Raw genomic sequence first — 13,814 nt, 5'->3', positions numbered from 1 at the left:
TTGTATGACTCAGGCATTTTTAGCGCATAATTCTGGAAATGTATTTTACTTTTTTTTACTCGTTGTATTCTGGGCTTTTATGAAAAATGAGAATGAGGAGTGATTTAAGTTTTAAAGATAGATAAATCTAGGTGAAAATATAATTTTTGCTTTAATACTTCGAGCAGTATATTGCGTTAATTTAATTGAGTTTATTTTTTATTGAGGCTTTATTTAGGAAAAACATATGAAAAACATCGTTATTGTCGGTGGGGGAGCCGGTGGTTTGGAGCTGGCGACTTATTTAGGAAACACATTGGGTCGTAAAAAGCGTGCAAATGTGACACTGATCGATCGGAATCAAACGCATTTGTGGAAACCATTATTACACGAATTGGCGACGGGAGCATTAGATGATGGGGTTGAGGCGTTGAGTTATCGTGCTCATGCGCATAATCATCATTTCTATTTTGAGCAAGGATCTATGGTGGGGTTAAATCGTCAACATAAATATGTAGAACTTGCACCGGTATATGGTGAAGACGGCGATATGATAGTGGTTTCTCGTCGTATTCCTTACGATTATTTAGTCATTGCTATCGGAAGTAAATCGAATGATTTCAACACGAAAGGTGTTGCGGAGAATTGCATCTTTTTAGATAACCCGGCACAAGCAATGCGATTCCAACAAAAAATGTTAGAGTTATTCCTTAAATTCCGTGAAAACCAAGCGTTGGATGATATTGGTGAAGAAGAAAGCAAGCAGCAATTAGCGGAGGATGGTCACATTAATATTGCAATTGTGGGCGCCGGTGCAACGGGTGTTGAGCTGTCAGCCGAGCTGTATAATGCCGCAGAGCATCTTTCTTCCTATGGTTATGGTGAGATTGACAGTAGCCGTTTAAAAGTTACCTTGATTGAGGCCGGTCCTCGGATTTTACCCGCTTTACCTGAACGTATTTCTAACGATGCGACAGGAGAACTAAGCAAGTTGGGTGTAAAGGTAAAAACTAATACCATGATTGTCGAAGCAGATAAAAAATGTTTGATCACTAAAGAGGGGAGTCAAATTCCGGCTGATTTAATGGTGTGGTCGGCTGGTATTCGTACTTCATCCATTACCCAAAATTTTGATGGCTTGGAAATCAATCGCATTAATCAGTTAGTTGTGAAGAAAACCCTGCAAACGACGGAGGACGACACGATTTTTGCTATGGGCGATTGCTGTTTCTTTATGCAAGATGATGGCACGCCTATTCCTCCGAAAGCGCAAGCTGCTCATCAAATGGCCGGGTTCTGTGCGAAAAATATCATCGCTTTATTTGAGGGTAAGCCGCTAAAAGAATTTAAATATAACGATAAAGGCTCATTGGTTTCATTATCCGAATTTACCGCATTTGGTGCGTTAGGTGGTAAATTAACCGGTGGTTCTTCCATGACCATTGAAGGAAAAATCGCGCAATGGATGTATATTTCTCTTTATCGTATGCACCAAGCGGCTTTGCATGGGTGTTTTAAAACCGGCTTAATTATTGTGGTCGGCCGTTTAAATCGCTTCTTGCGTCCAGCCTTAAAACTTCATTAATTCAAGTTACTTTTTGAGATTAGCCTGCAGCGAAATGGCAGGCTAATTTATCGTTGTCTCTTCTTGTGGTAAATCCTTCCGAAAAGATACCATCAGTTGGTCGATTTTAAAATTCTCGGTGTCGATAATTTCAAATTTGTAGCGATCGAACAATACAAAATCCGTTTTTTTCGGGATTTTGCGTAGCATATACATCATAAAACCGGCGATCGTTTCGTAGTTCTCGTCATGCGGGAAGGCTTCAATATCCAAGGCGCGTTTCACATCTTCCAACGGGGTCGCACCATCAATAAGCCAAGAATCTTCATCACGGCGGATAATTTGTTCTTCTTCATTGGAAACTAATTCGCCCATTACAATGCTCATCACATCATTTAACGTTACGATACCCACAACCAGAGCATATTCATTCACAATAATGGCAAAATCTTCGCCGGTGGATTTAAACAGCTCCAACACTTCATATAAAGACAGGGTATCCGGTACAAATAGCGGTTTGCGTAATAAGCGATGGTCGGTTACCTGCACTTGTTCTTCTTTTAAGAATAAAGTGAGCAAGCTGTGCGATTCTACATAGCCTAGAATGTGATCTAAACCTTTATCGCAAATAATTAATTTAGAGTGCGAATTTTTTGTTAGGGTATCCAACACCTGTTGGCGATTAAAAGTGCGGTCTAAAAACACAATGTTTTCGCGTGTGGTCATCGTTGATGTCACTGTGCGCTGTTGCATATCGAAAATATTTTCAATCAAATAATGCTCTTGCGCTTTTAGCACACCGGCTTCGGCACCGGCATCCACCACGGCGACAATATCTTCCGGCGTCATGCTTTCTACCCGCACCGTAGAGATTTTAAACAGACGGAAAATGACATTCGCTAACGAGTCGAAAATCCAAACAATCGGCTTCAGCAGGAAAATGCAAACTTGCATAATACGCACTGTACGTAACGCCATCGCTTCAGGATTGAGCAGCGCCAAGCGTTTTGGCATTAAATCTGCGAATAAAATAAAAGAAGCCGTGACGATGATAAACGCCAGCCACGAAGCGGCACTTTCCACCCAAGGCGCATCCGTGTATTGATTAATGAAAGCTTGTAAATAGACACGAATTGTCGCTTCGCCAATCACCCCGCCGAGCACGGCAACCATATTCAAGCCAATTTGTACAACCGTGATGAAACGTCCCGGTTGTTCTTGTAATTTCAATACCAACGCCGCTTTGGTGTTACCTTCGTTCACCATATTTTGCAATTTAATACGACGTGCGCCCGCCAAGGAAATTTCAGCGGAGGAGACGATAGCACTGATAATAATCAGCAGAATTAAAATGAAAATAGCAGACCATAAACTCATCATATTTTTACTCATTCTGACCTAATGGGAGAAATGATTGCATTCTATCACAACATCATAAAGCACAAGAAATCGGTTTAGGGTTTTGTCAGCCTAGGCGGAGAAGATCGATGTAACAAATATTCAATGGCATTCGCAGAGAGCGTTTAAAGGTACACAATTAGAAAAATAAAGCAAATAAGAATGAATTAAGGACGAATAATAATCTGCACGTAAAACGTTCGGTTTTTAGGCTCCCCTATAAGGGCTTATACTTCACAAGCCCTAAAGAGGCTTGTGAAAACCGGTCACTGTGTTTATTTTCATATCACTATTTTAGTGAATCGTAGCGTGCAACTTGTTGCACGAAATCATGAATGCCCGAAAGCGTTAAATAACGTTCCGTGCGTGGTTCCGTCGTGCATCAAGATGCACGCGCTACGCATGAAATCGTGAATTACGCATTGAGGTTAATTATTCGTGCAACAAGTTGCACGCTACGAGGAAGGACTCCATACGCATAGCGTATAGTTTTTATAACCAGACTTTGGTTGGCTATAAATAAAGACAAAGTGCGGTGAAAAAATACAACATTTTTGACCGCACTTTGGTGTTTAAAATTCACAATCCTGTTGTGCTTTACAGCGAGAATAAAGCCACTTCAACCCCTCTAATAAAGCCGGCATGACACTGGTCATATGGGTTTCTTCAGGATAAATTTTACTCACAACCGCTAGCTTATCATTAGGCAGCCCATTCAGTTTTTCCGCTAAATTATTGACTTGCGTCACCATGGCGCGCTGATCTAACTGCTTTTGTCGTTGGGGATCTTGTTTCATATAGGGCGCCAATTTTTGTTCATATTCTCCAACGGTAAAACGCACGCCAATTTTTTCTTTTATTTTTTGTAGGCGTTTGGAAAATGCAGGTAAATCTTGCAAAATCCGTTGCTGATTCCACCATACTGAAGGGCTGACGATAAGATAGTTGCGGAACCCATTTGGGTGATTAAACAAACTATATAAACTAAATAGACCACCATAAGAATGCCCGAAAATGTTTTGTTGAGCCGTGTTAATTGAAAAACGGCGATGCAAATCCGGCGCGAGTTCTTCCTGAATAAAGCGATAAAAATTTTCCGCACCACCAAATTTTTTATTGGTTTTATCGCCTGTATCATCGTAACTTTCTGACGGCGGCGTATAATCTTGTGCGCGTTCTGCCGGATTAAGAAGTTGAGTATTCGGGTAGCCGATGCCGACGATTAAAAATGGTACGGCATTGGTTTCTTGTGAGCGTGCCATCATGTTTTGTGCCATGCTGGCAGCCGCGGGGAAAAGGGCATCGCCGTCCAACACGTAGAGAACGGAATAGCCGATATGCTTTACTTCTCCAACAGGCATCACCTGAATGCGATAATCTTTTTTCGTAAATTGGCTGTGAAGCACATATTCTTGTGCACTAGGGAGAATTGCCGGTTTTAAATTGCCCATTGAAGTTGCTTGATGTCCCTCGGCAAGATTAAAGAATACGCCACAAGAGAGTGCCAATAATAACGGTTTCATACATGTTCCTATGTGAGTTTTTGCGCTAGCGTAGCAAAGTGCGGTCAGTTTTTCTAATGTTTTTATCAAATAAAAATACCCGAAAAAATGACCGCACTTGATGACTAATCAGATCAGTATAAATTGCTATAAAATTTTTTAAAATTATGGTCTAATAGCGCGTAATTTTTTGTTAATCAAGAGAAAAAGGTTAAATATGAGCTGGATTGATAGAATTTTTAGTAAAAGCACTTCGTCTTCTTCCCGCAAAGCCAATGTACCTGAAGGTGTGTGGACAAAATGCACCTCATGCGAACAGGTGCTATATCGTGAAGAATTAAAACGTCATTTGGAAGTTTGCCCAAAATGCGGGCACCATATGCGTATTGATGCGCGTGAACGCTTATTGGGCTTATTGGATCAAGACAGCGTACAAGAATTAGCCGCCGAGTTAGAACCGAAAGATATCTTGAAATTCAAAGACTTGAAGAAATATAAAGATCGTATTACCGCCGCTCAGAAAGATACCGGCGAAAAAGATGCGTTAATTGCATTCTACGGTACGTTATACAATATGCCGATCGTGGCGGCAGCCTCTAACTTTAGCTTTATGGGCGGCTCCATGGGGTCTGTGGTGGGGGCGAAATTTGTCAAAGCCGCAGAAAAAGCCATGGAAGAAAATTGCCCGTTTGTCTGTTTCTCCGCCAGTGGTGGCGCACGTATGCAGGAAGCCTTGTTCTCCCTCATGCAAATGGCAAAAACCAGCGCCGTGTTGGCTAAAATGCGTGAAAAAGGCGTGCCATTCATTTCCGTATTAACGGATCCAACCTTAGGTGGCGTTTCTGCAAGTTTCGCGATGTTGGGCGATATCAACATTGCTGAACCCAAAGCCTTAATCGGTTTTGCCGGTCCGCGTGTTATTGAACAAACCGTGCGTGAAAAATTGCCGGAAGGTTTTCAACGCAGTGAATTTTTATTGGAAAAAGGTGCAATCGACATGATCGTAAAACGTGCTGATATGCGTAATACCTTGGCAAGTTTGGTCAGCAAACTGATGAATAAGCCATCTCCTTTTGTGGAAAGCGAATTAATCACAGAAGAATAAATATGAACACAATTTTAAAAGCCACTTCGCCACTCGACGAGTGGCTTTCTTATTTGGAAAACAGTCATTTTAAAGCGATTGATTTAGGGCTGGAACGCATTAAATCTGTCGCCCAAGCATTGGATTTGCTCACGCCGGCACCTTTCGTGATTACCGTAGGCGGTACAAATGGCAAAGGTACCACTTGCCGTTTATTAGAAACCATTTTATTGAATGCGGGTTATCGTGTTGGCGTCTATTCTTCACCGCATCTGTTACGTTATAACGAACGTGTTCGCATTCAGAATCAAGAGCTGGATGATGCACAGCACACGGCGTCTTTTGCGTATATTGAGCAAAACAAAACGCAATCATTAACATATTTTGAATTCAGCACGCTGTCTGCGTTACATTTGTTTAAACAGGCAAGATTGGATGTGGTGATTTTAGAAGTGGGGCTGGGTGGTCGCTTGGATGCCACGAATATCGTGGACAATGATATGGCAGTCATTACCAGTATTGACATTGATCATACGGATTTCCTCGGTTCTACGCGCGATCAAATCGGTTTTGAAAAAGCGGGAATTTTCCGCGCTAATAAACCGGTGATTATCGGCGAGCCTAACATTCCACAAACCATGTTGGCGCATGCGGAAACATTAGGTTGTCAATTATTTTGTCGTCATCTTGGTTGGGACTTTAGTCAACAAGAACTAGGTTGGACATGGCAAACCACGCATGAAGATGAAAAAGTGCGGTGGAATTTGCTCACGGATTTACCGCTTTGCCACATTCCCTTAGCCAATGCCGCAACAGCACTTGCAGCAGTACAAAAATTGCCGTTTGAGATTTCTCTAGAAATCGTGAAAAAGTCGTTGCTTGAGGTGGAACTCACCGGGCGTTTTCAAACCATGAAACCGGAAAGCTTAACGCATTTGGCGCAAATGGTTGATCGCGAAGTGGAAGACCTACCGCGTATGATTATTGATGTGGGGCATAATCCGCACGCAGCACGTTATTTAGCAGAAAAACTGACCGCACTTAAAGCCCAATCTCAGGGAAAACTGATTGCCGTTTGCGGGATTTTAAAAGATAAAGATGCGGCAGGTGTGTTGACGCCATTACTTCCACTGGTGGATGAATGGCATTGCGTCACGTTAGGGGGGTATCGCGGGCAAGAGGGGAAAGCATTATTGCTCACCTTGCGACAAGTTGCCGAACAACAGCATTTGACAGTGCAGGGCAGCAGTGCCGATTCTGTGGCAGAAGGCGTGAAAAGTGCGGTAGAAATGGCGAATAAAAATGATACCGTGCTGGTCTTTGGCTCTTTTCATACCGTAGGTGAGTTTTTGACATTCAGTCAGCCATCAAGGTGATATAAACAAAAATAGCACTGAGAAGCATATCAGTGCTATTTTTTTGCGTTTGTTTGATAGTGTTTTTATTTGACTTCTTTAAAGGCAATCATGCCTTGTTCACTGAAATCAGCTTGATCGTCATCGTCAAATGTCATCGGGGTGATCTTTTCTTCATCAAATGCCGTGTCCCCTTCGATGCCATCAAATAACTGCCCCTGTTTTATCCCTTTAAAATCAAAGCATTTCGGATCACATAAATGTGAAAGGGTAATGTTTTGCATGGCGCTAAACATGGTTTCTAAACGGCCCGGATATTGGCGATCCCAAGTGTTCAACATGTCTTTCACCACTTGTCGTTGCAAATTCGGCTGTGAACCGCACAGGTTACAAGGAATGATTGGGAATTGTTTCGCAACGGCGTATTTCTCAATGTCTTTTTCTTTACAATAGGCAAGCGGACGAATCACAATGTGCTTACCATCGTCAGAAATCAATTTTGGCGGCATGGATTTTAATTTTCCGCCGTAGAACATGTTCAAAAATAGCGTCGCCAACATATCATCGCGATGATGCCCTAATGCGATTTTTGTGGCACCAAGTTCGGTCGCTGTACGGTATAAAATCCCACGGCGTAAACGGGAACAAAGAGAACAAGTGGTTTTCCCTTCCGGGATTTTTTCTTTCACGATGCCGTAGGTATTTTCTTCAACAATTTTGTAATCCACACCGATTTTTTGTAAATATGTCGGCAGAACGTGTTCCGGAAAGCCCGGTTGTTTTTGGTCTAAATTCACCGCCACGATCTCGAAATTGACCGGTGCGTTTTGTTGTAGATTGAGCAAAATATCCAATAAGGTATAGCTGTCTTTCCCACCGGAAAGGCATATCATCACTTTGTCGCCTTCTTCAATCATATTGAAATCGGCAATGGCATTGCCCACATTGCGGCGCAGGCGTTTTTGTAATTTATTGAAATTGTAATTTTGTTTTTTTTCGATTGAGTTTGCTGTATTCATTGTGTTTATTCGGTTATTTGGAAAGCGGCTCATTATATACGAAGCCTTAAGGTTTGTATAAATGAATTAAAACGATCTTAAAACACACCGCACTTGGTGTGAGAAATTAAGAAAACGACCGGTCTTGGGGCAGAATATGCTATGATCCCTCTCAATTTTATTAATGAAACTGAAATAGGACTGAACAAATGAAACTTGATCCTGATATGGCCATTGACATGGCTTACGATATTTTCCTTGAAATGGCACCGGAGAATCTTTCTCCGGCAGATATTCTGTTGTTTAACCTTCAATTTGAAGAGCGAGGCGCGGTTGAATTTGTTGAAACGGCGGAGAATTGGGAAGAGGAAATCGGGGTTTTAATTGATCCTGAGGCTTATGCGGAAGTGTGGATTGGGTTGGTGAATGAGCAAGATGTGATGGATGACGTTTTTGCCAAATTCCTGATTTCTCATGAAGAAAAGGATCGTCAATATCATATTATCTGGAAAGAATAATGAAAAAACACTGCACTTTTAGGTTTAAGAAAGGGAAGAATGCGTAAAAGTGCGGTTAAAAATGAGATAGAATCACTGAGTTAGATTTTGGTGACATCGAATTTGGCTAAGTCAATGGTATCTTCCGTGCCATAGAATTTCGCCAGCGCTTGACGAAGTGTTTCGGCGCGTTTTGGCAAGCCTGCTGAGGCATAATGTTGTACTTGTCGATAAACGGCGAGTTTAAATGGTTGGGTGTCGCCGGGCTGACCATTGAGATTATCCGAGCTTGCAAAATAACGAAAATTTGCCGCGGTAGCAAGGATCCATTCTAAGGCTTGTGGTTTGACTTCAACCTGCTCAAATAAACGTTGCTGTTCTTCCGTTCTGCCATCCGGTTCGTACCAATAGCCAAAATCCTCTAATTTGCGGCGTTCTTTTCCGGCGACTAACCAATGGGCAATTTCATGTAGCCCGCTGCTATAAAAACCACGAGCAAAATAGATGGCATTATAGGGGCAAGTGTCATTTGCCGGCACATATAAGGGTTCATCGCCACCTTTAACCAATTTCGTGTTGTATTCTTGTTCAAAACATTGATTAAAAATCGCGATTAAATCGTTAATGTCATGTTCCATGTCTGTCTCTCAAAAGCTTTACGAGATTTTTTTTACTGATTTGCGAATAACCAGTTCGGGGTGGATTTCGAGTGTTTCCCGCTGTTCGGATTTATGGTTAATGCGCTCAAATAACAAATTGACTGCCTGCACTCCCAAACGGGATTTGGATTGGTGGATGGTCGTCAGCGGTGGCGAATAGAAACGAGAGGAGTGAATATTGTCATAGCCAATGATCGAAATATCATCCGGCACGCGCAAGCCTTTTTCGCCAATGGCGGAAATTGCACCTAATGCCATGACGTCATTGCAACAAAATACAGCCGTTGGCAAGGTGTCTTGCCGTAAAATTTTGTTCATGCATTCATAGCCGTCTTCCGGTTCAAAAAAACCTTCCATCACCCAATTTGGGTTGATCGTTAATCCAGCCTCTTGCATGGCGTGCACAAAGCCTTCGTAACGGGTTTTTGCTGTGGTTTTGGAGAGTTCACCGGCAATAATCCCAATGTGTTTATGACCATTTTCAATAAGATGTTGAGTGGCTAAATAACCGCCATTAAAACTGTTGTCTTGAATGATATCTGTATCAACATTCGGGCCCCAATCCATGACAACCATTGGAATGGTTTCAAAGTTAGTTAATATATTCAAGGAATCCGGCAAATACTCCGAACACATCACTAAAATGCCATCCACTCGTTTTTGAGCAAGCATATCCAAATGATTGCGGATTTTTTCTGCGTTATTTTGCGTGTTGCACAGAAAGAGCGAATACCCTTGGCGGTAGCAATGTTCTTCTACGGCGTGAATAATTTCCGCAAAATAAGGCGCTTCGCTGGTGGTCACGATCATCCCGATGGATTTTGTGGTATTCACTTTTAAGCTACGCGCGACCGCACTTGGGGAATACTTGAGATCTTGAATTGCTTGTAGCACTAATTTTTCGGTTTCTTCCGCCACGAAACGGGTTTTGTTAATCACGTGCGAAACGGTGGTGGTGGAAACGCCGGCCATTTTGGCGACATCTTTGATCGTTGCCATAATTTGCTCCGTAAAAAAAAATTTGAGCTATTATAAAGAGGGAAGAGGGATTGGTTAAGGGTGGAAAGGCAAAATTTTGTACTTTGTCACACTTTTTCAGATTAGGCTGGCGTTTTGCGTAAATTTTTTGTTAAAATGTGGCTAGTTTCATACTAGATCAATGATTAACGAGGTTAAAAATGGGTACTTTCGGTTATGCCATGATGATGGTTGTGTTGTCTTTAAGTGTTGTTGTGATTTTGGCCACATCAATTTTTTAGACAGAAAATCACGAAAAATAAACCGCACTTTAAGAGGAATTCAGCGGATTTCATCTTAAAGTGCGGTTTGTTTTTTATGTATTTAAGGCGTCGCCAGCCAATCCGTCGCGAATTTTCTTTTCAAAAAATGCGTAGTCCACCAAAAACGCATCATGCCCGTAATCGGAGGCGAATTCATGATACGTCAAGCGCACACCACTTTGTTCTAATAATTGCTTACTTTTACGCAATTCCGGCAGTTTAAAAAGTTGATCGTTTTCTACCGCGACGAGGGTATAAGCGGCTTTGATGCGAGAAAGTGCCGTGTTCAAATCGGCATACCCGATGCTGGGATCGTATAAATCTAACGCGCGCAATAAATGCAAATAGCTATTGGCATCGAATCGGGCAAGAAATTTCTGCCCTTGATAACTTAAATAGGACTCCACTTGGAAATAATCACCCTGTAAATTCCCCTCCGCTTTGGTGGCGCGCCCAAAGGCTTTATTTAGTTGTATGTCAGTGCGATAAGTGAGCATACCCAGCATACGCGCAATGGCGAGCCCTTTCTCCGGTTTTTCGCCATCGTAATAATCTCCATTGTTGAAATGCGGATCGTTAATGACAGCTTGTCGCATGACATGATTAAATCCAATGGCTTCTGCGCTGAAAGAAAGAGAAGAGCAAAGATTGACCACATTAGAGACAAAATCCGGGTAATCAATCGCCCATTGAGTGGCTTGCATACCACCGAAAGAGCCACCAATAATGGCGTGTAAATGTGGGATTTCGAGGGTATCCAGCAAGGCTTTTTGCACTTTGATTAAATCTTGCACCATCACAGAAGGAAATTGACTGCCATAAGGACGGTTGGTTTTCGGATTAAGTGAAGCCGGGCCGGTAGTGCCTTTACAGCCGCCGAGAACATTCGAACAAATAAAGAAATAACGGGAGGTGTCTAATGCCAAACCATCGCCCATAAAATTTTGCCACCAGCCTTCTTGATGTTGCTCTTTCGCAAAATAGGGTTCGGCATCACCGGTTAATGCATGACAAATCAATACCGCATTGCTTTTCTCCGCATTGAGCTCACCATAGGTTTGGTAGGCGACATCAATATGATCAAGTTGGCCACCTAAAAGGAGATCTAAGGGTTGCTGGGTAAAAAGCGTTGTTGTTTTAATTGTCATTGCCGGCATTTGGGTTATCAAGAATAGGCGCATAAACTACCGCTTGCCTTAGCGCTTGTCAAGGAAATTTAGCCATCTAAACATCTAGAAGTTTTGAAGTCTGTAGAAACAAAGATTACGCTTGAATTTCCGTGTTGTTTTGATTATTTTGTTAATAATCATTTTTATCTGAATCACATCAATGAAATTGGCTTTAAAAGAAACGTTACAAAACCTGTTTGACAGATTGCACATTAAGCGAATCGTGCGCTATTTGAGTGGATTTGTAGCGTTTTCTGTTTTTTTATTGATTATCGTAGATGCCATGATTGGTTATTATGTTCGGGAGAACATTTATTACGATATTGCCAAAATCCCAAATCGCCCTTACGGCTTAGTGCTTGGCACATCAAAGTACTTTGCCAATAACGCATTGAATCTGTTTTATCATAATCGCTTGTTGGCGGCGCAACGTCTATTTGAAGCGAGAAAAGTGGATTATTTATTGTTAAGCGGAGACAATCGCACGCGTCAATACAATGAGCCACGAACGATGCTTAAAGATCTGAAAAGAATGGGCGTGCCACCGGAATTTATTTATTTAGATTTCGCCGGATTTCGTACATTGGATTCGGTGGTTCGTGCCGATCAAGTCTTTCAGGCACATTCTTTTACCATCATTTCGCAGAAGTTCCATTGTGAGCGTGCCTTGTTTATTGCGAAATTCCACAAGATCGACGCCATTTGTTTTGTCGCCGATTATCCGCAAGTGTCTTCTTGGGTGAGAATCAGAGAGTTTTTTGCACGCCTACAGGCGGTTTGGGATATTCTCATCGAAAAAGAACCGCACTTTTTGGGAGAACCGGAACCGCTTCCCCCACCACTTAGCATTCCTAGTATCAACAGTGATACTTAACGATTTTCCGCATTAAAGGCGTTGTGTTCACCGTGTTTTTATGTTTTTTCGAGAGAGCATTCAACGCAAGATTTAACAACGATCGCGATATTTTGTCATAATCTTGCACACTGCAAATCACGGCATTTTCCAATAATTCCAACATTTCAAAATGCCCAAAGGTTGCAATCATGAGTTGAGGCGGAATATGACCTTGTCGCTGTAATAACACCAATAACACACCTTCTAACAGCGTAAAAGAGGTAGTAAAAATCGAGGTTGGTAATTCATTTTGATCTAACCAACGAGAAAATGCGGTGGCCGCATGGTTTTTATGGAAGTTATCCGTGTACAAATAGGTTGTGTTAATGTTTTTCCCGTCTAACGCCTGACGAAAGCCTTTTTCGCGGGCTTGGCTGATGGGCAATTCAGGTAATGCGCCAAAAAATAGAATGCGTTGTTGTTTGGCTTGCTTGAATAGCTCATGGCTTAACCGATAGGCATCGCCTTCATCGTCCGTTAAAAGATTTACGACATTGGGCGATAGAATTTGGCGATCAAAACCGATCACCGGAATGTTGGTGTGCTGGTAAAAATCTGTGTTGTAAGGCAATGCGGAAGAGACCACCAAGGCATCAATTTGGCGTTGTAACAAGTGTTTTACGCAGTCTTCTTCATTTTTAACTTTATCGTTAGAGCAAGATATCAGTAATTGATAGCCGATTTCTCTTAAATGATTTTCTAAATTGTTAGCAATTTTGGCATAACTGATATTCTCAAAATCCGGAATAATTAAACCGATGGTTTTACTTTTGCCTACACGCAGGCTGGCGGCCATTGCATTGGGTTTAAAATCATACTGTTTAATTAAGGCTTCCACTTTTTTGATAGTGCTATCACTCACACGGTATTGCTTGGCTTTTCCGTTTACAACATAGCTCACCGTTGTGCAAGAGACACCGGCAAGTTTGGCAATTTCATCTAATTTCACATTAACTCCTTATAAATGTCAGAAATAGAGAATTTGATAGGGTAAGGTAGAGTTTACGCTTTTAGCGCATGTAAAAAACAGACATCCATCACAGTTTTAGAAGTGCTTTATAAAGTGCGGTTCATTTTTGCACCTTTTGACAGAAAAACCTATAAAAAACTCAAGAATTATGTGTAAATCACGGAAAATGCCAGTCTTAACGCGTATCGGTCATTTAAAATTTTATAAAAAATGACCGCACTTTATTTACCCCGTAGCGTGCAACTTGTTGCACGAATGATTAACCTCGATATGTAATTCATGATTTCCTGCGTAGCGTGCATCTTGATGCACGACAGAATCAATCACGGAACGAACTAAAGTGCGGTAATTTTTGGAGGTATTTTTTCAACCAACGTATTATCAACCGTCAAGCGCGTTATTCATTTCGTGCAACAAGTTGCACGCTACGATTTATGATTTCCTGCGTAGCGTGCATCTTGATG

Annotated in this window: 12 protein-coding genes; 5 read left to right on the top strand and 7 right to left on the bottom strand. The window is 41.8% G+C overall.

Translation table 11 applies throughout. From position 1 onward, the window contains the following. The first annotated feature begins 226 nt into the window (after nt 1-226). Entirely contained in the window at nt 227-1,564 is a 1,338-nt protein-coding gene (locus QZ106_RS06745) for an NAD(P)/FAD-dependent oxidoreductase (RefSeq protein WP_295975853.1), read from the top strand. Between the two features lie 42 nt (nt 1,565-1,606). Here QZ106_RS06745 and QZ106_RS06740 read toward each other — a convergent pair whose 3' ends face one another. Both QZ106_RS06740 and QZ106_RS06735 read right to left on the bottom strand, forming a co-directional pair. Further along, nucleotides 1,607-2,920 (bottom strand): hemolysin family protein, encoded by a 1,314-nt coding sequence (locus QZ106_RS06740; RefSeq protein WP_295975855.1) that lies wholly within the window; start codon nt 2,918-2,920, stop codon nt 1,607-1,609. Between the two features lie 593 nt (nt 2,921-3,513). Further along, complete coding sequence (locus tag QZ106_RS06735) at nt 3,514-4,464, bottom strand: alpha/beta hydrolase-fold protein (RefSeq protein WP_295975851.1); 951 nt, start codon at nt 4,462-4,464, stop codon at nt 3,514-3,516. Nucleotides 4,465-4,660: 196 nt separating this feature from the next. Here QZ106_RS06735 and accD point away from each other — a divergent pair, with 196 nt between their 5' ends. Beyond that, a complete protein-coding gene (accD, locus tag QZ106_RS06730) occupies nt 4,661-5,548 on the top strand; it encodes an acetyl-CoA carboxylase, carboxyltransferase subunit beta (RefSeq protein WP_295975849.1) in 888 nt (295 codons plus the stop codon). Between the two features lie 2 nt (nt 5,549-5,550). Continuing rightward, nucleotides 5,551-6,903 carry a bifunctional tetrahydrofolate synthase/dihydrofolate synthase gene (folC, locus tag QZ106_RS06725; RefSeq protein WP_295975848.1) on the top strand — a complete coding sequence of 451 codons (1,353 nt, stop codon included), beginning with the start codon at nt 5,551-5,553 and terminating at the stop codon, nt 6,901-6,903. Between the two features lie 65 nt (nt 6,904-6,968). On the opposite strand, the gene ttcA is transcribed toward folC, so the two are convergent. Then, nucleotides 6,969-7,901: a tRNA 2-thiocytidine(32) synthetase TtcA gene (gene ttcA, locus QZ106_RS06720; protein ID WP_295975847.1), complete on the bottom strand. Its 933-nt coding sequence runs from the start codon at nt 7,899-7,901 to the stop codon at nt 6,969-6,971. Nucleotides 7,902-8,089: 188 nt separating this feature from the next. On the opposite strand from ttcA, the gene QZ106_RS06715 reads away from it, so the two are divergent. Beyond that, on the top strand, nt 8,090-8,398 hold the full coding sequence (locus QZ106_RS06715) for an HI1450 family dsDNA-mimic protein (RefSeq protein WP_295975844.1): 309 nt from the start codon (nt 8,090-8,092) through the stop codon (nt 8,396-8,398). Nucleotides 8,399-8,478: 80 nt separating this feature from the next. Here QZ106_RS06715 and QZ106_RS06710 read toward each other — a convergent pair whose 3' ends face one another. From QZ106_RS06710 to QZ106_RS06700, 3 genes are all read right to left on the bottom strand, one after another. Further along, complete coding sequence (locus tag QZ106_RS06710) at nt 8,479-9,015, bottom strand: elongation factor P hydroxylase (RefSeq protein ID WP_021615240.1); 537 nt, start codon at nt 9,013-9,015, stop codon at nt 8,479-8,481. An 18-nt stretch (nt 9,016-9,033) separates the two neighbouring features. After that, nucleotides 9,034-10,035 carry an HTH-type transcriptional repressor PurR gene (gene purR / locus QZ106_RS06705; protein ID WP_295975842.1) on the bottom strand — a complete coding sequence of 334 codons (1,002 nt, stop codon included), beginning with the start codon at nt 10,033-10,035 and terminating at the stop codon, nt 9,034-9,036. 334 nt (nt 10,036-10,369) lie between these two features. Beyond that, a complete protein-coding gene (locus tag QZ106_RS06700) occupies nt 10,370-11,464 on the bottom strand; it encodes a homoserine O-acetyltransferase (RefSeq protein WP_295975840.1) in 1,095 nt (364 codons plus the stop codon). A gap of 181 nt (nt 11,465-11,645) precedes the next feature. Here QZ106_RS06700 and QZ106_RS06695 point away from each other — a divergent pair, with 181 nt between their 5' ends. After that, a complete protein-coding gene (locus QZ106_RS06695; protein ID WP_295975839.1) occupies nt 11,646-12,359 on the top strand; it encodes an ElyC/SanA/YdcF family protein in 714 nt (237 codons plus the stop codon). Here QZ106_RS06695 and cra read toward each other — a convergent pair. Further along, the gene (cra, locus tag QZ106_RS06690) at nt 12,343-13,329 is read right to left on the bottom strand and encodes a catabolite repressor/activator (RefSeq protein WP_295975836.1); all 987 of its coding nucleotides are present in this window, start codon (nt 13,327-13,329) and stop codon (nt 12,343-12,345) included. The genes QZ106_RS06695 and cra overlap by 17 nt on opposite strands. Between the last annotated feature and the right edge of the window lie 485 nt (nt 13,330-13,814).

Source organism: uncultured Aggregatibacter sp., assembly GCF_901873365.1.
Taxonomy (GTDB): Bacteria; Pseudomonadota; Gammaproteobacteria; order Enterobacterales; family Pasteurellaceae; genus Aggregatibacter.
The sequence above is the reverse complement of the archived record's forward strand: the minus strand, read 5'-3'. Positions and strand labels throughout refer to the sequence as shown.